Origin of the sequence: Vibrio sp. M260121, assembly GCF_036533715.1 — a bacterium.
Lineage (GTDB): Bacteria > Pseudomonadota > Gammaproteobacteria > Enterobacterales > Vibrionaceae > Vibrio.
Window position 1 is genome coordinate 85,192 of the sequence record NZ_JATABF010000011.1, and the last position, 21,860, is coordinate 107,051.

Annotated in this window: 22 protein-coding genes; 13 read left to right on the forward strand and 9 right to left on the reverse strand. The window is 43.3% G+C overall.

The window, feature by feature from the left end; genetic code table 11:
• Positions 1-28: 28 nt before the first annotated feature.
• Entirely contained in the window at positions 29-469 is a 441-nt protein-coding gene (gene fliJ / locus QTO06_RS08870; RefSeq protein ID WP_038895910.1) for a flagellar export protein FliJ, read from the forward strand.
• Here the strand turns inward: fliJ and QTO06_RS08875 are convergent.
• The 3 genes from QTO06_RS08875 to QTO06_RS08885 form a co-directional block, all read right to left on the reverse strand.
• A complete protein-coding gene (locus QTO06_RS08875; RefSeq protein ID WP_331407477.1) occupies positions 464-2,686 on the reverse strand; it encodes an EAL domain-containing protein in 2,223 nt (740 codons plus the stop codon). The two genes, fliJ and QTO06_RS08875, sit on opposite strands and share 6 nt — an antisense overlap.
• Before the next feature lie 132 nt (positions 2,687-2,818).
• On the reverse strand, positions 2,819-3,811 hold the full coding sequence (locus tag QTO06_RS08880; RefSeq protein WP_331407479.1) for a trypsin-like serine protease: 993 nt from the start codon (positions 3,809-3,811) through the stop codon (positions 2,819-2,821).
• Positions 3,812-3,962: 151 nt separating this feature from the next.
• On the reverse strand, positions 3,963-4,865 hold the full coding sequence (locus QTO06_RS08885) for a LysR substrate-binding domain-containing protein (RefSeq protein WP_331407480.1): 903 nt from the start codon (positions 4,863-4,865) through the stop codon (positions 3,963-3,965).
• A gap of 143 nt (positions 4,866-5,008) precedes the next feature.
• Here QTO06_RS08885 and QTO06_RS08890 point away from each other — a divergent pair, with 143 nt between their 5' ends.
• Together QTO06_RS08890 and QTO06_RS08895 are read left to right on the forward strand one after the other, a co-directional pair.
• Positions 5,009-5,962, forward strand: a complete 954-nt coding sequence (locus QTO06_RS08890) for a DMT family transporter (RefSeq protein WP_331407481.1) — start codon at positions 5,009-5,011, stop codon at positions 5,960-5,962.
• Positions 5,963-6,211: 249 nt separating this feature from the next.
• Positions 6,212-7,159, forward strand: a complete 948-nt coding sequence (locus QTO06_RS08895; RefSeq protein ID WP_331407482.1) for an XRE family transcriptional regulator — start codon at positions 6,212-6,214, stop codon at positions 7,157-7,159.
• Between the two features lie 8 nt (positions 7,160-7,167).
• On the opposite strand, the gene QTO06_RS08900 is transcribed toward QTO06_RS08895, so the two are convergent.
• A complete protein-coding gene (locus QTO06_RS08900) occupies positions 7,168-7,851 on the reverse strand; it encodes a diguanylate phosphodiesterase (RefSeq protein WP_331407483.1) in 684 nt (227 codons plus the stop codon).
• A gap of 453 nt (positions 7,852-8,304) precedes the next feature.
• Between QTO06_RS08900 and QTO06_RS08905 the strand changes: the two genes are divergently transcribed.
• The 3 genes from QTO06_RS08905 to QTO06_RS08915 all read left to right on the forward strand — a co-directional run bounded on the left by QTO06_RS08905 (position 8,305) and on the right by QTO06_RS08915 (position 10,074).
• Complete coding sequence (locus QTO06_RS08905) at positions 8,305-8,745, forward strand: SRPBCC family protein (protein ID WP_331407485.1); 441 nt, start codon at positions 8,305-8,307, stop codon at positions 8,743-8,745.
• An 86-nt stretch (positions 8,746-8,831) separates the two neighbouring features.
• Positions 8,832-9,584: a phosphatase gene (locus tag QTO06_RS08910; protein WP_331407508.1), complete on the forward strand. Its 753-nt coding sequence runs from the start codon at positions 8,832-8,834 to the stop codon at positions 9,582-9,584.
• A 100-nt stretch (positions 9,585-9,684) separates the two neighbouring features.
• Positions 9,685-10,074 (forward strand): cytochrome b562, encoded by a 390-nt coding sequence (locus tag QTO06_RS08915; RefSeq protein ID WP_331407486.1) that lies wholly within the window; start codon positions 9,685-9,687, stop codon positions 10,072-10,074.
• 215 nt (positions 10,075-10,289) lie between these two features.
• Here the strand turns inward: QTO06_RS08915 and QTO06_RS25530 are convergent, their stop codons facing one another.
• Entirely contained in the window at positions 10,290-10,511 is a 222-nt protein-coding gene (locus QTO06_RS25530) for a sigma factor-like helix-turn-helix DNA-binding protein (protein WP_443088830.1), read from the reverse strand.
• 142 nt (positions 10,512-10,653) lie between these two features.
• Positions 10,654-11,160 (reverse strand): sigma-70 family RNA polymerase sigma factor, encoded by a 507-nt coding sequence (locus QTO06_RS08920; RefSeq protein WP_331407487.1) that lies wholly within the window; start codon positions 11,158-11,160, stop codon positions 10,654-10,656.
• Between the two features lie 538 nt (positions 11,161-11,698).
• Here QTO06_RS08920 and QTO06_RS08925 point away from each other — a divergent pair.
• Both QTO06_RS08925 and QTO06_RS08930 read left to right on the forward strand, forming a co-directional pair.
• Positions 11,699-12,058: a hypothetical protein gene (locus QTO06_RS08925; protein ID WP_079401910.1), complete on the forward strand. Its 360-nt coding sequence runs from the start codon at positions 11,699-11,701 to the stop codon at positions 12,056-12,058.
• Positions 12,059-12,473: 415 nt separating this feature from the next.
• A complete protein-coding gene (locus tag QTO06_RS08930; RefSeq protein ID WP_331407488.1) occupies positions 12,474-13,913 on the forward strand; it encodes a PepSY-associated TM helix domain-containing protein in 1,440 nt (479 codons plus the stop codon).
• Positions 13,914-13,965: 52 nt separating this feature from the next.
• Here QTO06_RS08930 and gloA2 read toward each other — a convergent pair whose 3' ends face one another.
• The 3 genes from gloA2 to QTO06_RS08945 all read right to left on the reverse strand — a co-directional run bounded on the left by gloA2 (position 13,966) and on the right by QTO06_RS08945 (position 15,860).
• Entirely contained in the window at positions 13,966-14,349 is a 384-nt protein-coding gene (gene gloA2 / locus QTO06_RS08935) for an SMU1112c/YaeR family gloxylase I-like metalloprotein (protein ID WP_331407489.1), read from the reverse strand.
• Between the two features lie 30 nt (positions 14,350-14,379).
• Positions 14,380-15,309: a LysR family transcriptional regulator gene (locus QTO06_RS08940; protein ID WP_042601221.1), complete on the reverse strand. Its 930-nt coding sequence runs from the start codon at positions 15,307-15,309 to the stop codon at positions 14,380-14,382.
• Positions 15,310-15,386: 77 nt separating this feature from the next.
• Positions 15,387-15,860, reverse strand: coding sequence for a hypothetical protein (locus QTO06_RS08945; protein WP_331407493.1), 474 nt, complete (start codon positions 15,858-15,860; stop codon positions 15,387-15,389).
• A 287-nt stretch (positions 15,861-16,147) separates the two neighbouring features.
• Between QTO06_RS08945 and QTO06_RS08950 the strand changes: the two genes are divergently transcribed.
• The 5 genes from QTO06_RS08950 (at position 16,148) to QTO06_RS08970 (ending at position 21,814) form a co-directional block, all read left to right on the forward strand.
• Entirely contained in the window at positions 16,148-16,831 is a 684-nt protein-coding gene (locus tag QTO06_RS08950) for a spondin domain-containing protein (protein ID WP_331407494.1), read from the forward strand.
• A gap of 9 nt (positions 16,832-16,840) precedes the next feature.
• Positions 16,841-17,536, forward strand: coding sequence for a spondin domain-containing protein (locus QTO06_RS08955; protein ID WP_331407495.1), 696 nt, complete (start codon positions 16,841-16,843; stop codon positions 17,534-17,536).
• Positions 17,537-17,678: 142 nt separating this feature from the next.
• On the forward strand, positions 17,679-18,410 hold the full coding sequence (locus QTO06_RS08960) for a response regulator transcription factor (RefSeq protein WP_331407496.1): 732 nt from the start codon (positions 17,679-17,681) through the stop codon (positions 18,408-18,410).
• Between the two features lie 73 nt (positions 18,411-18,483).
• Positions 18,484-19,857 (forward strand): sensor histidine kinase, encoded by a 1,374-nt coding sequence (locus QTO06_RS08965; protein WP_045416902.1) that lies wholly within the window; start codon positions 18,484-18,486, stop codon positions 19,855-19,857.
• Between the two features lie 556 nt (positions 19,858-20,413).
• A complete protein-coding gene (locus QTO06_RS08970) occupies positions 20,414-21,814 on the forward strand; it encodes an aminotransferase class V-fold PLP-dependent enzyme (protein WP_331407498.1) in 1,401 nt (466 codons plus the stop codon).
• Positions 21,815-21,860 lie beyond the last annotated feature (46 nt).

Below are 21,860 nucleotides of genomic sequence, written 5' to 3' on the forward strand. Positions count from 1 at the left end.
CTGCTTGATAAGCGGATTAAGGAATTAGATGGAATCGAAACTTAAGGCGGTGGGCAAGCTGCAATTGATGGAAGAGAAGCAGCGAGACAAAGTCGGGCAGCAACTTGATGTCATGCGTCAGCGTCACTCCCACCTTACGATGCAACTAGCGCAACTTTCTGCCTTGAAAAACCACGCCGGACAATCCGCTTTAACCACGCCTGTGCTGAATAGTGCTGCGCTGATGAACCTCAACCGCGTAGACCAAATGCTACAAAAGATGCTGCGTCACCACGAACATGAACAAGCGGTGATGCAAGCGGAGTGTGCATCGGTACAAAAACACCTCGAATACAAACATGCTCGTGTACAAGGCTTGGAGAAGGTACTGGAACGTTGGCGCACTAAACAAAACTACGAAAAAGCCAAGAAAGAACAAAAGCTGATTGAAGATATCATCAACTCTCGCTTAAAGCGCAAAGCTCTATAGCGTCTCCAACTCTGGCTGTAGGGTTTGGTGCGCAACCGTAAACAACTCGTCTAAATACTCGCTCAAAGGCATCGGTTTCGCGACCCCATAACCCTGCGCAAAGTCGATGCCTAGACCTCTTAATATCGCAATGTGTGCGGTGCTCTCGACAAACTCTGCCACTGTTTCTAAATGCATTTCTTTTGCGACCGTCGCGATAGAGCTGACGATCAAACGGTCGGTTTCATTCTGCGTAATCTCACGAACAAACGCTCCTTCAATTTTAAGGATATCCAGTGGCAATCTGCGCAAGTACGCAAAGCTAGCATAGCCTGTTCCAAAGTCGTCTATCGCGATTTTGCAGCCCTGATTTCGCAAGTAATTCAAGGTTGCAATGGCTTGCTGTTCATTGATCAGGGCGGATGATTCGGTGATCTCAAAGCAAATCTTATTTAACGGAATAGAAAAGCTTTGGGCACTTTCAATAATGCGCGCTGCAAGGTTTTCGGCACTGAGTGTTTTGGCGGTTAAGTTGATGGCACAGTGCCCAATCGCATCCCAATTCTTAACCTTGTCACTCAGAATTCGAAAGGTATTGAGGATGACCCAATGGTCGAGCTTGAGTTCCAATCCAAACTGATTAATCAATGGGAAAAATGCCGAAGGTGGTAGAACTTGACCATCGCGCTCTTTCAGGCGAAGGAGCACTTCAAAGCTGTGCTTAGACGGCTCAGATTCAGAAAGCTTCATGTATGGTTGGCAGAACAACTCAAACTGCTCGCGCTTAAATACCTGTTGAATGTGATTGAGTTTGTCCACGCGGTCCATTTCAAAAGATTGAATGTTGACCCAATGGATGCTGCTGTCATTCTGCGGTGGCTGATCGCACAGAATCGACACCACTTTCTCAATGTCTTGGTCTTGGCTAACGAGCGTGCAGAAGATGGTTGGTGACACCAATGCGACGGATGTACCCCGCCAGTAGAATTGGAAGCTCTCTAAGTACTCGGCGACTTCGCTAAGGTCATCCTCTGCAGTATCTGAGTAATGGGTAAAGCTCAGCAGCCCTGTAGAGAAAGGCGGGCGATAGCAGCGATTGATGCTGTTGTTCCGTGAGTACAAAAACTCACTAAGCTGCATGATGAGTTGAGATTTTCCCTCATGCCCTAAATCGGTCAACATCGACAGCGTTGGCGTTAAGTCAAGGTAGATCAACAAGGAACGCGATTGATGACTGATGTCCTCTTTCAACTGAGCGATGTTTGAAAGCCCTGAATATGGGTCGATACGCTCTGAGCGGATTTGTCTTTGGGTCATCTCAAACAGTTTCACTGAGTAGCCACCAAGTAGGTAAGCTAACGTAGTGAGTACGGTAATGATGATCAGTAAGCCGTAGAACTGTTTGTCTCCAATCAATCCTTCATTGAAGTGACGAATACTGTCGTTAAGGATCAACAAAATAAACGGCGAGCCTACAAAGAGCGGGCGAATCAAACCGTGTTTTGCTAAACCAACTACGACAAGTAAGACGGCAAAGAAGCTCAGTGAATTGAGCATAAATGAAGAAGAAGAGAGTGCGGCCGCAAAGAAAATCGCGACGCAACTTACCAACCAAGTTATGTAGCTTTGACAACGGTTGTTAGAGACCCTCAAACGTTTATCCAGTGCGAGGTAGGACTGGGTATCGGTGTCGGTCAACAAACTGACCACTACGTACAAGATTGGCGTAACCAGCAATTGAGTTAAGTAGTTACCAAACGTTGCATAAAACAGAAAATCGGCACTCAAGAACTGGCCATCAACGAAGGTGTTGACCAACATCATTTTGATGGTATTAACGAACGGAAATAAACAACCAATAATGATGAAAAACAGGCTTATCCGCCGTGCAGCAGGTTGATGAAGTGAGCGACTGTTGAGGTAGTGAAATAGGCTTGAAAACGCAAAAGGTAAGATCGGAACGGTGAGCGAATACAACAAGGCATGCTCAGGGCTTCGACCGGTAAAGGCATAGTAGGCGAACAAGCTCAAGACAATTGCAGGCAAGGCTCGCCATTGATAGCGCAAAAAACTCACCACCATAACCGAACTCACCACCGAGATAAGCTGGAATGCATCTTTTTCTATGACAAACATCTGCGAAAGGGCAAATCCGGCAAACACAGAGAAGGTGACACCAAGCGTCAGAAACAGCATCGCTTTAACTTTAATACGGCGATCCGATGCAGCATTATTCATGAGTTTGATCTGAAAATGGTTGGGTAGCCGATAATAACAGGATTATCGGCATGGAATGAATAGGAAAATTTCGATAAATAGAGTTTTTATTCTAAAAAGTGTAACTAAGGTTAAAGCCACGTGCTACAAGGTTTATCGACGTCTTAACCACGTGAGTAAACCGCCTAATGCGAGCCATCCGAACCCGATAGAACCCCCACCGCTGTCATTGCTGCCAAAGTCGTTACTGGTGGTATCTTCTGGGTCAAAACCGGAGTCTCCTTCACTATGATAATCCTCGGTTGCCGCAAGCGAGGCATCATAAGTCGTTTTTGTTCCAGCGCTGGTTTGTGCTTCGATCCACGGGGTGTAATTCAACACTTCGGTAAATACGCTTGGAATCGCTGGGGATTCACATCTAGAAGAGCCATAACTGACAATACCTATTTGCTGATAGTTACCGTTGTTATCCTGGTAGGTTAATGGCCCGCCCGAATCGCCACTACAAATCCCTGTGTAATCACGGTCTGGAAAGCCATTCGCACACAAACTTTCTTGTGAGTTGAAGTCGGGCACCAGTGAAATACATTGGCTATCGGTGAGCGGCTGAATTTCTGCCCAGCGAAGGTAATTCGGTCCTGTTTGGTCGTCGGTTGACGTTTGCCCAAGCCCGAAGATCTGGTACACCGACTGGTTACTGTAGTCACCAAAGTCTTGCGGCAAAGTGATAGATTGAACGTTATCAGTGATTGGACGAGTGAGCTCCAAAATGGCGATATCGTTAATCCACAGGTCATTGGGATTGTAGTCTGGATGAATCGTAATTGAACGTACATCTTTGAACTCTTCCACAAACACATCATTCATGGTTGGGTTCTTCACTAAGACTCGAAGATCATTGATTGTCCAACCATCAGTAAATACGTCCGATTCTACACAGTGTGCAGCGGTCATGATGTAGCGGTCATTGACGATCGTACCACCACAGATGTTGGCAAACTGACGTGAGCCAGTGCGGTGCAATATTAGGCGAGCAAAGAAAGGGAGTTGATTAGCAGAGGCTTGTTGGCCGCCAATAATAAATGTTGTGAAATCAGAGTCGTCACCGTTATTCGCCGTTTCTGCACAAACTGCCAGTGGTCCCATGAGTAAAACACTACTCAGAAAAACATGATACAACCGCATAAAACCGTCCTTGGGTTTGAAAGTACTCTTCTTACTTTATACCAATTCCGGCATTATTCTATTCACCTAGAAAACGAATAAATGTCTTAATGCCTAGCTAATACTCAACAAGTTACACTTTCGTTTGGCTAAATTCTTGTCGTAGCCAAGAACGTAACAAATGAAAGGCTTCATGCTTAAGTTTATGCGGTGGACATATCAAGTAGAATTGTTGGGATGGATTAACGATAGGCCGCCCCAGTTCGACCAACTGGCCGTATTTGATGTCATCTGTTACGAACAATCGATGTGTGACCAGCAAGCCCAGACGGCGAATGGTCGCTTGTACTGCTTGAATGGACATGTCAAAGGTAACCGGTTTTTTTCCTTTTGGCCTTTCTATGCCAGTTTGTTCCTGCCAGATTTGCCAATCGTGCTTGCGGCGGTCATTGGTGACTTCAATAATTGGGTAGGTTGATAACAGCTGTTTGATGTCTTGGCTATTTGGTTGATCTAATAGTTCTGGGCTGCACACCAGGACTAACTCATCGTCGCTCAACTTCTCGCAGTAGTAATCTTGCCACTCTTGAGGGCTACCGTGCACTAAAGCAGCATCAATACCTTCTTGTTCCAAACTGAACTGCCCAATAAGGTTGGATAAGCGAACATCAAGTTGTGGAGCGAAGTCTTGTAAACTCGACATTCTAGGAATCCACCAATGCAGGGCCAGTGAATTGGCCATATTAAAGGTAATCCGTTTTGAATTTTGGTCGTGAAGGAGCGCTTCTGTTGCATCAACGATCTGCTCGAGTGCAGGGGCGACCTTGCGATAGTATTTTTTTCCTTCATTATTGAGGCGAACTTGGCGACCAACTCGATCAAACAGAGGCTTGTTCACTTGGCTTTCTAGGGATTTGATTGCTTGGCTAACCGCAGAGTGGCTAACAGAGAGCAGTTGAGCCGCTTCTGTCATGCTGCCAGTCTCTGCTACCGCAACAAAGGCATAGATTGACTTCAGTGGGACTAATTTGCGCATAGTGTCTTCACTCCTATTACCTTTGTAGTTAGCGGTAAGCTGATTCTTAATTTGTAAGTTTTTCTTACATTAGCGTTTAAAATAACTCGCTATTTCTGATTAACGCCTTTGCCTAAAATACTCCATGGATTAAGGAGTATCCAATGAAAGTCGAAAATAAACCCGTCATCTTTATGCTGATGTCTACATTAAGCTTATCTGTTACTGGACTGCTAGCGAAGCAGCTTAGTGATGATCTTTCGGTGACCTTATTCAGTTTCTTGCGTTTTTTCACTCCGGCTTTGATTTTATTGGTCATGCTGCGCTTCAAAAACCTGACTCTCCCTAATAGCAAGACTTTTAAACCCATTTTGCTTCGTGCCTTTTGTATTGGTATGTGTCAGTTGTGCTTTATCGCTTCTTTGCAAACGCTCACCCTAGTCGAAGGTGTGGTGTTGTTTGCGACAGGGCCTTTGTTTATGCCTATCGTTGAAAAACTCTTTATGCGCGGACAGATTCGAATGTCGACCATAGTGGCGCTGGTTATGGCATTTACTGGGGTCATTCTGTTGGCTGGCGCAGATGGTGAATTTACATGGCGAGTCGACCTGTTATTGGGCTTGGCTGGTGGTTTGTTTAACTCAGGCTCGCAACTGACACTCTATAAAGCCAGTAAAAGTGACCTGTCGCCATTAGAAATCAACTTCTGGACGTTCGGTTGTGCTGCTTTACTGATATTGCCACTGATGCTTTTCAACGATACAAGTGTGTTATTGCACTCGCTTTCACTCCACGCGTTTGAAACACCGAATACATTGCTTGTCTTTTTGATGTCTCTTTTGATCATCAATACACAGGTCTTTCGTTCGAAAGCGTATCAGCTGGTAAGTAGTGGATCTCAATTAGCTCCACTTATATTCACCAACCTGCTGTTTACCGCGGTGTGGCAGCACGCCTTCTTTGATGATCAAATGAGCCATAAACAAATATTCGGTATAAGCCTTATTGTTTTGGCGGTGATATCAAACACATGTTGGGTTCGGTTTTCTGTAGTTTTAGAGAATAAAAAGCGTTGTAATGAACGATATGACTTTAAAACAATAGGAAAAAATCAATAGGGTTTAATGCTCAAGTTAAAAATATCTCACCTTATAAATATTATATATCAATTGATACATTTGACTATTAGCACGAGCGTATGACTATTGATGCAGTTGCTAACTAATCTACTTTGTAAATTAGTGTAAGATCTATATATGAAACTGATCTGTTTGAACAGGTAATTTCGGTATAGCCACTAGTATGATTTTTATTAGTATTCACTAGTGTCTTGACTAAATAATTATAAAGATAGAGTGGTAGGATGTATGGAATATAACTTTGAGCGAGACTTGGCACATTGGTTAGAAGCAAGGGAAACCTCAAGGAAGGAACTCATCGCTATTTTACAACAAGCATATTATGAGGAGTTTGGGGGATTAGATTCGATAACGTTGAGTCGCTGGTTAACCGGTAAGGTGGTTCCCCCATTATATAAACAATTTCTTATTGCTAAGTGTCTTGACTATGATTTGAGAGAGATTATCTTAAATATTAATGTCGACGAATTGAAGAGTCCTTCGAGATATACCAACATCTTAACTAATTTGGTTAAAGCTTTTGACTTTTCTTTAACGGCGCTATCGTACAAAAGCCTACCTGAAAACGTGACTAGTGAGATAAGATCTCATACTTACTATGACCATATTGAATTATTTGATGAATTCTATGGAAATCTATCTGCGATAAGTGGTTTTTTATCAGAACTTTATTCCCTTAAATCAGAAGTTAAATATAAATGTATTTTACTTAAAAATAGTGAAGGCGAAGTTATTGGACATTGGGCTGGCATTTTGAACCTTGAGAAAATAGATAACTTGCCTTCCTTTATTCCTATTCCTGAAGATGAAGTTAAGCGTAGTTGTTTAGTTAAGTTAGGGCATGCAATGAATTCTAATTATTTTTTTGAACTCGTTGTACAAGCTATTTGTTATTACTTGCTTAACCATTTTAAGAGTAAAGATTATGTTTATATTTTTATCGCTGGTTATCCAATACTTGAATTTGCAAGAAAAGTTTTTAATGCAAAAGAAGTCAAGTATTACCCTCCTGTAAAAGGATCTCAAAAAATGGGACTCTATCTTGTAAAAATAAATATTATAAAAGCAATTTCAAACCCTATATTAATTCCAAAAATAAAGAAAAAACTCAAATGTCTACAGTCTTGTGATTTTGTAGATTGTAACTTGTGCAATCTTAGGAATTTCCGACAGTAGAATTTCTCTTACAAATTTACGAAAACAGTGGAATACAAAAAACCTTGCAGACCCCAGAAATTAACGTCATTTTTCATTATTTGCTTACGGGCTGCTTTAGTCTCGACGCGCTCAATTATTAATTTTGTGCGCGTTTTTTTACTTAGCTCAACCACCTTACTGTAATGATCTTCTTTATTAGAGTGCTCTACTTTGAGGAACTGATAAAAGCCAGATAAAAGCTCTTTTTCTCGAAAATCAGAATCTAAGTCGTAGTCGTCAGCTGCTAGCATAACCTTCTGTTTTTGAAGAAACTCGAATCCTTTTCTTATCTCTGAACAACTTTTACATGAATCTCTTTCTGTAATTTCTACAACTAAGTTAGCTTTTAGCTCCTCTAAGCTTTTCTTGAGAATGACGATATCGCACAGTAGATATTTGTCGCAAAGATTACTGCGTTCTAGGTTAATGAACAGATGTTTTCCTTTAAAATCATCAGAGTAACGATTGATGTAACGATCTAGCCTTGCAACTAATGCACGACTCATATGAGGATATTTGATTTCCCTAGAGTATACCTCTTTCGCTGCTTGTTTAGATAGAGTACTGGGATCAATTAGCACTTCGAAGCCCAAGTTATTACCTTTAATATCAACGATTTCTTGTAATTTATAATTGATATCGATAAGACTTATACCGTTGCTTTTGTTCAAGTAATCTTCAATTAGAAAGCACATGGTTTATTTTTCCATTTTCTTGAATATGATGGTGGCAAACTCCATCTCTTTGTAAGAGATAAGTGGTTTCTCTTCTATAAAAGCTCTCCTGACAAACTTAATGACGTTTTTAACTTCGTATGATTGTTTTGGTTTCACTTTATTTATGTTGTGCTGTTTATTGGAGCGCACCACTTTTTCGTTCATTGATACGTAACTTTCTTCATTGTGATTTCTATCGACATGGCATAGTTTAATGAAAATAGCCAAATTTTGGGTTGGCATAGATGTTTTAATAATGTTCTGATTGCTAAATATCATCTTAATGATTACGCGTCGGTAAGCGGCCTAATTGATGTCGGGCTTCGCAATTCTCCTTTGGTTGCCATTGAGTTGTTTGATTTTTAATCAGAATGGACTAGCGTCAAGAAAGGAGCAGGGAGAGAGAATATGCTGACTTTAAACTATCACGTCGAGATTGCCGCGACGCCTCAACGCGTATGGAGCGTATTGACCGATGTCGGACTATACAAGCGATGGGCGCAAGCCTTTTCACCTCAGTCTCAATTTGATGGTGCATGGGAAGAAGGAAGTGACATTACTTTCTTTGACCCAGATATGGGCGGGACAAGGGCGATCATCGATACGGTGCTGCCGCTACAAAAACTCGAGTTTCATCATGTTGCCATTTTTAACCCGGATAATCGGCAGCAATTGGATGGGGATTTGGCATCTAAGTGGATCGGATCTCGTGAGATCTATCAGATCGAGACGATAGAAGATCGCTTGTTGCTGAGTATCACCATTCATACTCACAGTGATTTTGTGTCGATGTTCAATCATGGTTGGGAAAAGGCGCTGCCGTTGATCAAGCTCATCAGCGAAGAGTAAGGTTAGATTGCGGGTCAATTTGGGCTGACGACAGGTTGCTTGTGGGTATACAATAGCCGCCAATTTGCGCACCAAGAGAGTTGATGATGGAATTTAAGGTTGATACCCACACGCATACGTACGCCAGCGGCCACGCTTATAGTACGTTGATTGAAAACGCGAAATCGGCAAAAGAGAACGGGCTGGATATGTTTTGCACGACCGACCACGCTGAATCAATGCCGGGTGCGCCTCATTACTGGTTCTTCTCTAACCAGAAAATTCTGCCTCGCTTTCTTGAAGGAGTTGCGATTATTCGCGGTGTTGAATCTAACATCATGAACACCAAGGGGGAGATCGATATTCCAGATAGCGTTGATCGCAACTTGGATTGGTTGATTGCTAGCTTTCATGAGCCAGTATTCCGCCCAGCGGACAGTGCTACGCACACTGAAGCGCTGTTGAACATCATCAAAAACGGTCGCGTTGACGCGCTAGGCCATTTAGGTAACCCCAACTTTGACTTCGATTTTGAAGCCGTGCTGAAGTGCGCAAAAGAGCACAATGTCGCGATTGAAATCAATAACACCACATTGAAAGGTAACAGCCGTGTCGGTAGCGTAGACCGTTGCCATGAGATTGCACAAATCGGTAAAGAGCTCGGTGTCTTCTTCACCACAGGCAGTGATGCGCACTTCTGCCACGATGTAGGTAACCTGAGCTTGGTTGGTGAGTTAATGGATAGAGTCGGCATCGATAGCTGCAAGGTTATTACTCACACAGCACAACAATTCTTAGCCTTCTTAGAGCGGCGAGGCCGTATGCCAATTGCAGAGTATGACGAGATTCGCAACGCATAAACTTGATTACATTTTTGGTTATGCAAGTGTTAAGGGATTGCTTTACACTGCTCGCATTAAAAAGCCGACTCAGAATTCGGCATTCAATGGAGAAGTGAAGATGTTACGTCCTTTAGTGTTGGGGTGTGTAATTGCGTTAGGCTCAACGTGCGCAATGGCAGAAGCCGTCAACTTAAAACAAAACATGAAGCAGATGAAGATGGAATTCAAACAGGCGGCAGAAGCGTCTGATATTGAAACCATGAAATCTGCGATTGATAGCTTGCAAGCGATCGTTGAACAATCTAAGCGTGGAAATTACCCACCAGAGAAGTTCGATATCTACCTAGAAGGCTTTAATAAGCTGACGGTAACGCTAGATAAGATTGAAGCGGATCTTGATGCGGGTAAGCTAGAAGAAGCGAAAGACCAACTGCGAGAAATCGATAGCCTTCGTGAAGAGTACCACGACAAACGCAACCCAAGTATCTGGAGCAAACTGTTCGGTTAATCACTCTGAGTCTTTGCCAAACAGGGTATGATATCAGCCGATAAAATTCGGCTGATTGTGCAAAGAGAAGAATGTTAAGATGCCATAAGAGCCAAATATGCTAATTACTAAGTTTTCTATCAACTTTAACTTTTGTTTTTATGGCTTTTCAATATTTTTCTTCTGGAATTAAATATAAGTATCTTTAAGATAACTTAAATTATCAAATGTTCAATTTACATAGAGTGCTTTCTTAATAATAGTTGTAGCTTGCCTATACCTAAAGCTTGTAGCCTTCGAACATTTTCTCTACTACATCCCAAATCTTTGCTAATTTCTTCTAGTGTTTCTTGGTTATACCCATGCAATCCAAACCTACGTGACAATACATTTTTTATCTTTGGGTCAAGGTTGTTATAACAAATAGAGAGTACCTGCAATGAATTGTCATTCTCCAATTTTTCTTCTGATGAATGTTGGTCCTTGAAAACTAGAGTATCTTGTAGAGATTTTGAATTTTCATCAAGAGCTGTTGGTGCATCAATCGATATAGCAACTCTATCAAAACTTAAGTTTTTATTACGCTTTCGATAGGTATGCCTAAGTAGTAAGAAATTTCATTAGGAGTGACTTCGTCACTTTTTTCCGAGATAACTCTTTGTATGCTTTTTTATAACGCTTCAATTCTTTCACGATATGTATAGGAAGGCGAACGATACCAGTTTGATTCATTAACTCACGCTCGATGTTTTGACGTATCCAGTGAGTGGCGTAAGTCGAAAATCGAAACCCTAGTTCGGGGTCAAATTTTTCTACAGCCTTTATCAATCCAATATTACCTTCTTCTATCAAATCTAAAAGTGGCATACCTCGTCCTTGATAGCGCTTAGCTATACTGACAACAAGTCGTAAATTGCAGTTTATCATTGTCAGGCGTGCAAATCGTTCTCCTTTTTTAACTGCCCGAGCATACTCTACCTCTTTTTCTTTGCTTAATATCGGATATCTACCTATTTCATATAAATATAAACTCTCAGGAGTCTTCTCACGATTTTGTATCTTTGTGTTATTTCTTTCGGTATCTCCCTTTAACTTAGAACTAGACATGCCTCTTCCTACTATAAATAAAAAAGTATGCGAAATATAACAGAATTGGTTTTCAGTAAGTAATTACATTGCTCACAGATTTTTAAAATTAAATTTGGTCTATTTTTTAAGCTCTATAATTTACGTTTCTGCACTGTTTTTTGATTAGTCTTGTTAGCAATTTTAAATTAATTTATTTTGAAATGCTTAGCTATATGATGTTTAAATGCTCATATAAATAATGAATTTTTCTTTCGTTTAATTGGCTGGTGTTTAAATTAGTTAGATTATAATATTATTCGAATTCTATTTTTGATTAAAAAGTCCCTCCATGAGGGAGGAGGGAAAGAGATATGAGTGATGCTCACAGTTCGTCGACTGTTCACTAAAAAACTACATCGACTCGAGTATAAATTTAATAGCATTCTTAGAATTTGATTTTGTGATTTGCCATGACAATATTCAAGAAAACCTGTGAGGCAGAATCCACTTATTGATTCTCTTTTTGAGCTACCACTCAGAATTGGTTACGCTGTGTGAAATTTGTTAAGTCACCGTTATGCGTAGATTAATTCCTTTTTATCGCTCCATGCTATTTGCTAGTGCTCTAAGTTGGGTGCTAGTGACGCTGATGCCTGTTATCAATGCTCATGGTAACAGCATGGGAGTGTGGGCGACGCTATGTACGCTTAACGGTTTTGAATTGGTTCAGATAGAAGAGGGCGACAACTCTGTCAGCCACAAAGGTAAGCCTTGTCCTTTTAGCCACTTCTCGACTTTTCATCACGATACACTTCCAACGACACCGATACTTTCACGACTGAGCTCGGTGATTTCTGACAGTTACACTTATTTGGCTCTAAGTGTGCGATTTGAAACACCAGTTCCTCGAGCGCCGCCAGTTTCCCTTTTCTCATAACAAAAACAATTACACGATACCCAAGTAACCTCGAGATGCTTGGTTCAGCGAGAATGACTTGGTTTGTAGACGCGGCGGCGATTTAAAGGTCTAGTGGGTCTAAATCAAGATATCGACAACAAAGTATACAAGCCAAGGCAACTCGCCCTTCGGGAGCGTGTCATTGATCCGATTGCTGCTTCAAACAACTTGGAAAGAGTTGTCTATTACACAGCGTTGTTTTCTTTGCACTCGAATCAATGACAACGCTCTGAATCCAGCATCTTGAAGTCACTTGGGTATATAGTCAGCAACACTGCCACTTCGAGCAGTGGTACTCCCGAATCTAAGTCAATTAGCGCCGCATACGAATGCGTATGTTCAGGATGCGTTTGACTGAATTTGGGTGTTCAACAATGAAAAAAGGAAAATACACATGTTGAGAAACTCGGCAAAGCCTCAACTCAAGGAAGCCTCACGCGCAAAATCCATCTACTTTATGACTTGGCGATGGCACTTCTACGCAGGTTTGTTCGTCATTCCATTTATGCTCATGCTTTCCCTCACAGGGTTGGTAATGTTGTTTGATGACGAAATCGAACTGGCTCGATACGAAGCGACATTACAAGTTTCACCACAAGAGCAAATGGCTCCTGTATCTGCACAACTGGAAACCGTAAAGCAGGCGTATCCCGATTTTAATGTCACTCAATTTTTACCTGCTAAAACGGCCGATATTGCTAACCGATTCTCGATTCAAAACCAAGAAGGCAGCTCACTGATTGTTGCAGTAAATCCTTACACAGGAGACGTACAAGGCACCATTAATCGTGGTGATAGCATCTATGAACTGATGAACAGCATTCACGGCACGTTGCTCATCGGCGACCTAGGCGACCGTTTAATTGAAATCGCCGCAAGTCTGGGGATTTTGCTGTTGGTATCTGGTTTGTACCTTTGGTTACCTAGAGACAACGCCAGTCGCGCCGGCTTTTTGAAAATTCGCTTTAACAATGGCCCTCGGATTTTGATGCGTGACCTGCATGCGAATTTAGGTGGCGTGCTGTCGATTGTTCTGTTGTTCTTTTTGATTTCAGGTTTGTCTTGGGCAGGGATCTGGGGAGCGAAAATGGTGCAAGCTTGGAATACTTTCCCAACCTATTACACGTGGGGTGAAAAACCGGAATCCACACTGACACATAAAGATCTTAACCATGGAGCTTCAGAAGAGATGCCATGGAACTTAGAGCTTGCTGCTGTGCCAGAATCGAAAGATAAGCCCGCTCACGATCATGCCAATATGAAGGAAGAGATGGCATACGCAGGCAGTCATGATGCGCTCTCCATTGATGATATCATCCTCAAGGCTGAAATGATGGGCTTCACTGGCTATAAGCTGTTTTTGCCACGCTCTGAGACGGGCGTTTACACCGTTGCAGCTAACTCTATGGGCGGCGATATTTCCGACCCAAGACAAGATCGCACCAGTCACTTTGACCAATACTCCGGTCGTTTGTTGGTGGACGTCACATGGCAAGATTACAGCGTATTTGCCAAGTTCATGGCAGCAGGTGTGTCATTGCATCAAGGTGATGTCAGTGTGCTTAACAAAGTACTCAACGTGGTGTTCTGTTTGGCGTTCATCTTAATCTCAATCACAGGTGTGGTGATGTGGTGGATTCGTCGCCCTAGCCGCAGTGCAGCATTGGGGGCGCCACCTAAGTTTCAGCAAGATGGCATTTGGAAGCTTGGTTTGGCAACGTTAGTCGTATTGTGTCTGGCGTTCCCGATGGGCGGTTTGGCGATTGTGACGGTTCTCGCATTGGATTGGTTGTTGTTCAACCGAGTCGAGAAGCTGAAAACAGCGTTGAATTAGCAAAACAGATAATAGTGGAATAGTAAAAGAGCCAGCTAAGTGCTGGCTCTTTTTATTTCTGGTAAATCTCCAGCGGCAAGCCATCTGGGTCTTGGAAGAAGGTAAAGGCTTTGCCTGTGAATTCGTCAATACGAATTGGCTCAACTTCAACGCCATTCGATTCTAGGTAGGCTTTTATTTGTTCAACATCATCAACCAAAAACGCAAGATGTCGCAGGCCTTGTGCTTCGGGAAAGCTCGGTCTCTCTGGTGCGCCAGGAAAGCTAAACAGTTCCACTTGGCTGCCGTCAGGTAAAGCGAGGTCAAGCTTGTAGGAGTCTCTGGCTTCGCGATAGTTTTCAGCAATGACTTTCAATCCCAACACTTCAGTGTAAAAGCGTTTTGACCTTGGGTAATCGCTGCAAATGATCGCGACGTGATGAATAGCCTTAAACATGGTTAGCCTCTTCAAACATGGCTCGTATCCTCAAGCATGGTTAGTGTCCTCGGAGACTAAATGCTCCTTAACGAAGTCGATAAACACGCGCAGACGAGCAGGCATGTATTTGGTTTGCGCATACTGCATCGCGATAGCGCCGTGGTAGTTACTCTTTATCATCCAATCCGGCAGAACCTCCACCACTTCTCCTTGCTCTAACGCGTCTTTGATCACGAAGTCATGGAAGATCCCTATTCCCAAGCCAGACTTAACCCCGTTCAAGCGCATTTGAGAATGGTTGACGGCGTAGCGTCCACTTACTGCAATCGAGTGGAACGCTTCCTCTTTAAAGAACGACCAGATGTTGTCTTTGTCGTTCTCGGCAAGGTAAATGCAGTCGTGCTGTTCAAGCTCCGTGGGATGCTCAGGCATACCGTGTTTGGTGAGGTAATCTGGAGAGGCACATAAAACGAGATTGGTCTTGCTGATCTCTTTGAGTACCAGATTCTCATCGGGTTTGTCGGTGAGCTTAAATGCGACATCAATTCCTTGGCGGAAAAGGTCAATCTCACCATCTGCTGCACGCAGCTTAAGCTGTATATTTGGATAACGTTCTAGGAATGGCAACACAAATGGTTGAAGCACCGAATTAAGAAATGCTTCAGGGGCTGCCACTGTGAGTGCGCCTGTTGGCTCAGCATGATCTTCTGCAGATAACTCAACGGCTTGCTGCGCGGCATTCACCATTGCGATGCTTTGGTCGTAAACCTTTTGCCCAGCTTGAGTAATGATCAACTTGCGAGTCGTGCGCTCAAACAGTTTCACCGAAAGGGCTTGCTCTAGTCGGGTGATCAACTTACTTAAAGCCGATGGCGTCACGCCGAGTTGTTTGGCTGCAGCGGTAAAACTGCCTTCGTTTACCACTAAGATAAACGAAGCAAGATCAGGAAGTAGGGCAATGAGTTTTGGATTAACCATAGTTGTTCAGTTCTGCGCTGCGGAATAACGATATTGTCTGGTACGGTTTCACGAGGTTCAAGTGTCACCGTCTCGCTTTAACGATATTTTGCCAAAAATACATGGAGTGCAGGCAAGCCAGATTCACCAGTATGGTATTGCTGCCAACAGTGATAAATGGCCGTTTCGTGGTCTGCAATCAACTCGATAGCTTCTCGCTCAGCGATTGAATACTGCTGTGAAGCTTTCACTTCTTCATGCCACTCTCGATACTTGACCTCATAAGGTTCTACCCATTTCAGAAGAGTCGCCACCAACTCTTGCCATGGTAAATCAATCCACTTGGTTGCATCTGCCAAGCCTTTACCCAGCATCTCTTGGTGTCGACTTTCGATATCCATGCCATTTGTCAGCAGTACAGGTTTGAGCTTTTCTGCGGTGAGTTCTTCCACTTCAATCAAGGTTTGCCACAGCGTTTGTTGTTCACTTTGGGCGTAATGGCTCAAGTAGTGATTGAAAAAAGCGATGCCGTAGATTTCGCCATAGTAGGCAGACAGAACGTTATGAATCATGGTGAGAATCGTGATTTAAACAGGGAATATCGCATTGTAGGAGGGGAAAGCGCGAAGTGTAAATAGCTGATTAAGAGTAAAAATTGCTGCTGAAAAAAATCGTACAGAACTTGTGAGAATTTTATGAGAATTCGATGAACTTGCTGATAGATTTGCTCGTCATTCTTAGAGGCAAGAACGCAAAACGTTCGAAACGTAATGCTTAACCTACTCAAGTCACGAACAAAGAAGTAAAGCCGTACACATGGACTTGGGTAGTTCAACCCTCATTAAAGGATGGAATCACAATGAAAAAACGTACCCAACTCGGACTCGTCATGACTTCAGTCGCTATGGCACTAGGCTCTGCATCAGTGAATGCGGCGGAATTGGAAATCACCGTGACAAACGCAACCAAAGGTATCTACTTTACGCCACTTATTGTTGCTGCACATGGCTCTGATCTTCAAATGTTTAGAACGGGTCAAGCAGCAACGCCAGAACTAGAAGCAATGGCAGAAGGCGGTGATATCTCTGGGCTTGCTAGTGTGATTGGTAACGCTGGTGGTGCGGTAGTTGAGAATCCTGCTGGTGGTATTTTGAATCCGGGTGTGGCAACCACCTTCATTTTGGACAGTGGCGACCACGGTTATCTTTCTCTGAGCGCGATGTTGCTGCCAACTAATGACGGTTTTGTCGGTCTGGATAGCTGGAAGATTCCAACGGAAGCGGGTACATACCGAGCAACGCTAAGAAGTTACGATGCCGGTACAGAAGCGAACGATGAACTTGCGTCTAGCATGCCAACCCCACCTTTCATTACCTTTGGTACTGGCGGCACAGGCGTTGAAGCTACGGTAACTAACGACAAAGTTCACGTGCATCCGGGTAACCTTGGTGATAGCGATCCAACCGGCGGCATCAGTGACCTAGACAGCAGCAGCCATCGTTGGTTAAACCCAGTTGCAACCATCACAATCGTTGTGAAGTAAGGGGGATGTATGAAATACAGAATCTTACTAGTAGCAGCTTCAGTCGGCTTGCTCGCTGGTTGTCCAAGCGATGATGATAATGACGTAGTGAAATCGTACCGCTACACCGTCAACGTGGCGAACTTGACTGCGAATCAACCTATGTCTCCGCTTGCGGTACTCACTCACAATGGTGACTACCAACTGTTTGAAATAGGACAAGCGGCATCTGTTGAACTTGAACATCTCGCCGAAGGCGGTAGTAACGCTGAGCTGATTGAATTGATGAACAGCAATGACAGTGTTTACCAAGGTATTTCGGGCAATGGATTGGTGTTGCCGGGTGCATCGGACGAAGTCACCATCACGGTTGACCCTAGTCGTTACGGTTACTTGTCTGTGGCGTCTATGTTTGTGAATACCAATGATGCCTTTGTTGGTGAAACAGGGCTGTCGCTAAAATCGTTAGCGGTCGGTGAAAGCTATGAAATGAGCATGAACGTTTGGGACTCCGGTACGGAGCTGAACGATGAGCTTGCCGCAACCATTCCGGGTCCTGCAGGAGGTGGTGAAGGTTTCAATGCTGTTCGTAATGATAGCAATGATGTCGTTGCTTTCCATGCTGGTGTTATTAGCCAAGATGACGGATTAGCAAATTCTGCGCTCTCTGCTAACCACCGCTTCTTAAACCCTGGTGCGAAAGTCACCATCACTCGAGTCGAATAAAACAGGCTCCGATGACGTCTCCTTTCCAAAGTGCTTGTACTAAGCGCATCCCTCATGGCGTCATCGGAACCTTTTTTGAAAGAATTTCTAATTTGTTCCGGTCATGTGCAAAGTGAGGATACTTGAAGGCAAGGAAAGGACCATGGAACAACAGGTAATCAATTTAGTCGCGAACATCTTGCTGGTGGAAGATGACGATGATTTGGCGGAACTGGTTCAAATGCATCTCAAGTTTCAAGGGCATCAAGTGTTGAGAGCAACGAATATCGCCGAGGCTAAAGCGCAATATCAACAGCAATCTTTTGATTTATTGATACTTGATAGGGGTTTGCCAGACGGTGATGGTCTCGACGTCTGCCATTATTTGCGCCAGAAACAAGATTGGAGTCCGGTACTTATGCTGACAGCCAGAGATGGGGAGATGGATAAAGTCGACGGTTTAGAAGCGGGAGTGGATGATTATATTACCAAGCCATTTAGCGTATTAGAGTTCCAAGCGCGAGTCCGCAATGTGCTGCGTCGTGTTAGCCATACCACGGAAGTGCAAACGGATAAAAACGTCGTAGAAGATGCGATGGATTTTGGTCCGTTAAAAATTATTCCAGAGTTGCATCAAGTCTCTTTGCATGACAAGGACGTGACCCTCACTGCGACCGAGTTTACCTTGCTTCAATTCCTCGCGACGCGTCCGGGTAGAGTCTATAGCAAAGATGAGTTGCTCGACCACGTTTGGAACACCAACCATTCCGGTTATCACCATACCGTGTGTAGCACCATCAACCGCTTACGTAGCAAGTTGTCTTTGTCTGATTCTGATCATCATTTCATCCAGACCATCTGGGGTGTTGGGTATAAATTTCAACCTAGACAATGACTTGGTGAATTTATGTGTTGTCATGTTCTCAATCACGCTCACAACCAATATTGCTGTTTAGGGAGGCGATAAAATGAGCTTCAAATCTCGCTTAGTGATATTCACAAGCTTATGGTTTTTGTTGGCAGCAATGGTGATAGGCCTCACTTACAATTGGCAGAAAGAGACGATTGAGTTGCGTACCAAGCAGAGCTTGCACAAAGACCTTGCAAGCCATATGCGCGATGATAGCCCATTGATGATAGGTACCGATTACAACCCCAAAGCGCTTAAATCTATCTTTCATACGCTCATGCTGATCGGTCCTGATTTCGAAATTTACTTTCTTGATAGTCAGGGCAATATCACTACCCATGCAGCGCCAGAAGGGGCAGAGATCATGGGTAAAGTGGATCTCCAGCCCATCAAGCAATTCTTAAATGACGAACCCTTTCCTATTTTGGGGGAAGACCCTCGTAATCGTGGTGAACACAAAGTGTTTTCCGTTGCCGCGATTGAAGAGCTCGGCTCGACCTTGGGTTATCTCTATGTTGTGATTGGCAGCACCAGACATGATGCCATTGCCAGCGCACAGGTCGACACACCTTATATTGCGCTAGCGGGGTTAGTTTTGGTGTCGATTTTAGGCTTTGCATTGGGCGCTTATGTACTGGTAAAGCGCAGCTTGTTGAATCCAATTGAGCGCGTCACTAATCAGCTTCAACAGCAAGCAGAACATGATTTTCGTCTACAACCCGATTTTACTCGTCAAGTGCCGGAGTTAGTGCCGATCGCGAACTCTTACCAGATGATGGCGAAGCACATTCAGCAGCAGTTTTTACAGTTAGAATATCAATCTTCTCATCGTCGCCAGAGCTTGCTGCAACTTAGCCATGATTTGAAAACACCGCTATCGAGCGTACTTGGGTATTTGGAGACGTGGCGTTTGCAGCATCCGGAGTCTGATCCTCTGATTGACGTGGCTTTTCGAAATTGTGAGAAGCTTTCAACGCAATTGCACTCATTGCTTGATTCGGCGCGCAAAGAAGCGCCAATACCAAACTACGAGTATCGACCTGTCGATCTTGAGGCACTGATGACCGAATGTACCGAGACGATGCAGAGCCAGTTTTCTCGCAAAGAAGTCGTATTGAAAATGGATGTCGACGATAAGATTCAAACCGTAGGTGATAAAGGTTTACTAGAGCGCCTAGTGCTTAATCTGCTAGAAAATGCGCTGCGCCATAGTCCTATGGGTTCGGAGGTTCATTGCCAAGCGCGTTTGAGTGAGGATAAATCGCGTATCCATTTTACCTTTGTTAATCATATCGAGCACGAAGCAGAGAGCGGTTCTTTAGGGATAGGCACTAAGATTGTTCAATCGATATTAATGCTGCATCACAGTTATCTTGAGACCAGCGATACGTCGTGTCTGTACCAACAGAAGTTTACGTTGAGAGCCGTGTGAACGTTTTGTTCTCAGCGTAGCCGTGCTCCATTCATCAAAAGCCCTCCTACTGGGTGTTTTTCTATGCCTCTATTTTAAGGCTTCTCGCTTTAGGAAAAACGCCTCGCCAAAATAGCTAATTTGACAACTTAGTATGTTTATCTTGAATAATTGATTAAATTTTTTTCAAAGACTATATACAAATCAAATTAAACCAAAAGGTACATATTGTTACATATTTAACGTGCTAGAAGCGATATTAACCTTGTTGTCTAATTTGTGATTTAAATATTACAAATCATTAATTTGTATTTCTAAGGGAAGTTATAAATTGATTTGTGATTTATATTGGTAATAAGTGTTTTAATGAATATTCTGTTATGTGTTTAGTTGTTTATTTAATGTTGTATAAAATGTTGCTTATATCATCACTCGAGATGAAAAAGTGGAACTAAAGTCACTTAATAGCAGCGAGAACCCATAAACTATAGGTCTATTAGGTAATAATAGTTTAGTAACAGATAGTTACGGATTCATAATTTATAATATGGCTAAACTTCCGACAAGGATCGAAAAGATGAGCGACAAGGAATCTATTCAGACTAATCGCAGCCGCCGCAATTTTTTAAAAGGTGCAACTGGTGCAGTTGTGGCTGGCGTCAGTGCTTCAGCGTTTTCTGGTGCTGTTCAAGCAAAGGAACCGAATATCGACTGGAGCCGTCTAGGTAAAAAGAACGATAAGCGCTTTTGGCGTAAAGTTCAAAAGCAGTTTGTATTGGATAAACGAACGACTTACATGAATATTGGTACGACGGGTTCGATGCCAAAACATGTTCTTGAAGGATACGAAGACAACAACAAAATCGTTGCTAAGTACCCGTGGGATATGAAAGACAAGTTTGGCGCTTGGCCTCATGTTTCTGAAATGGTGACAGACGTTGCACCAGGCTTTGGTGCTAATCCAGACGAAATCATTTTGAGTCGTAACACTACCGACGGTTTATGTTCAATCATCAACGGTCTGCATTTCGAGCCGGGTGATGTAATCTTAACTACTCACCACGAACACGTTGCTGCAACGTCACCAATGAATGTGGCAAAACACCGCTTCGGTGTCGAGGTCGTTGAAATTCAACTTCCTGTTTTCACGGGCACGGAAGAGGTTTCAGAAGAAGATTACATTCAAGCCTTCCGTGAAGCGATTGAAGCGCACCACAATGTTCGCCTCATCGTGTTCTCTCACATTACCTACAAAACAGGTACAACGCTGCCAGCCAAAGCGATTTGTTCTCTAGCAAAACAGCACGGTATCCCAACATTAGTTGATGGTGCGCACACTGTCGGTATGTTCGACTTAGACTTCCACGATATGGATTGTGACTTCTATGCAGGATCTGGCCATAAGTGGCAGTGTGGTCCGGGCGCGACAGGTATCTTGTATGTACGTGATAACGGCAACCGTTTGAATGAGTACTGGAGCGATCGTGAAAATCCACTGTGGTTGATCAATTCTTCTCTTTCTCACGCTGATCATCTAGGCAAGCAATTGCAAATGCAATACATTGGTAACGATAACTACCCGGCAAAACAAGCACTTGCTGATAGCTGTAAGATGTGGGATGAGATTGGCCGTGACCGCATTCAAGAGCGTGTACTAGAGCTGAGCGATCTATGTAAGACGCTGCTTAACGAAGCGTTACCACATGCTCAGATGTATTCGCCAAACGTGGAAGGTTTAACCAGTGGCCTAACAACGTTTAACCCATTAAGCGATGTGACAGATAAAGAGCGATTGACTCTGTTCCGTGACCGTCTTCGTGAAGAATACGGATACATCATCCGTACAACAAACTTCAAGCTGTACAAAGACGACGCTTACGAGACGCAAGCACTGCGCATCTCGACTCATTTATTCCATGATGAGAAAGATGTGGAAAGTCTTGTCGAAGCGATTACGGATCTTTACTACTCGTTCTAACCTTGTTGAACTGTCAAAGCGCCCTTTAATGGGCGCTTTGTAGAAG

Coding starts and splice junctions, on each gene's coding strand:
- QTO06_RS08940 (WP_042601221.1), bottom strand. CDS start 15,309: ATGGTTAATCCAAAACTCATTGCCCTACTTCCTGATCTTGCTTCGTTT.
- QTO06_RS08885 (WP_331407480.1), bottom strand. CDS start 4,865: ATGCGCAAATTAGTCCCACTGAAGTCAATCTATGCCTTTGTTGCGGTA.
- QTO06_RS08890 (WP_331407481.1), top strand. CDS start 5,009: ATGAAAGTCGAAAATAAACCCGTCATCTTTATGCTGATGTCTACATTA.
- QTO06_RS08930 (WP_331407488.1), top strand. CDS start 12,474: ATGTTGAGAAACTCGGCAAAGCCTCAACTCAAGGAAGCCTCACGCGCA.
- QTO06_RS08895 (WP_331407482.1), top strand. CDS start 6,212: ATGGAATATAACTTTGAGCGAGACTTGGCACATTGGTTAGAAGCAAGG.
- QTO06_RS08970 (WP_331407498.1), top strand. CDS start 20,414: ATGAGCGACAAGGAATCTATTCAGACTAATCGCAGCCGCCGCAATTTT.
- QTO06_RS08910 (WP_331407508.1), top strand. CDS start 8,832: ATGGAATTTAAGGTTGATACCCACACGCATACGTACGCCAGCGGCCAC.
- QTO06_RS08965 (WP_045416902.1), top strand. CDS start 18,484: ATGAGCTTCAAATCTCGCTTAGTGATATTCACAAGCTTATGGTTTTTG.
- QTO06_RS08925 (WP_079401910.1), top strand. CDS start 11,699: ATGCGTAGATTAATTCCTTTTTATCGCTCCATGCTATTTGCTAGTGCT.
- QTO06_RS08920 (WP_331407487.1), bottom strand. CDS start 11,160: ATGTCTAGTTCTAAGTTAAAGGGAGATACCGAAAGAAATAACACAAAG.
- QTO06_RS08945 (WP_331407493.1), bottom strand. CDS start 15,860: ATGATTCATAACGTTCTGTCTGCCTACTATGGCGAAATCTACGGCATC.
- QTO06_RS08950 (WP_331407494.1), top strand. CDS start 16,148: ATGAAAAAACGTACCCAACTCGGACTCGTCATGACTTCAGTCGCTATG.
- QTO06_RS08915 (WP_331407486.1), top strand. CDS start 9,685: ATGTTACGTCCTTTAGTGTTGGGGTGTGTAATTGCGTTAGGCTCAACG.
- QTO06_RS08905 (WP_331407485.1), top strand. CDS start 8,305: ATGCTGACTTTAAACTATCACGTCGAGATTGCCGCGACGCCTCAACGC.
- gloA2 (WP_331407489.1), bottom strand. CDS start 14,349: ATGTTTAAGGCTATTCATCACGTCGCGATCATTTGCAGCGATTACCCA.
- QTO06_RS08960 (WP_331407496.1), top strand. CDS start 17,679: ATGGAACAACAGGTAATCAATTTAGTCGCGAACATCTTGCTGGTGGAA.
- QTO06_RS08880 (WP_331407479.1), bottom strand. CDS start 3,811: ATGGGACCACTGGCAGTTTGTGCAGAAACGGCGAATAACGGTGACGAC.
- fliJ (WP_038895910.1), top strand. CDS start 29: ATGGAATCGAAACTTAAGGCGGTGGGCAAGCTGCAATTGATGGAAGAG.
- QTO06_RS08875 (WP_331407477.1), bottom strand. CDS start 2,686: ATGAATAATGCTGCATCGGATCGCCGTATTAAAGTTAAAGCGATGCTG.
- QTO06_RS08955 (WP_331407495.1), top strand. CDS start 16,841: ATGAAATACAGAATCTTACTAGTAGCAGCTTCAGTCGGCTTGCTCGCT.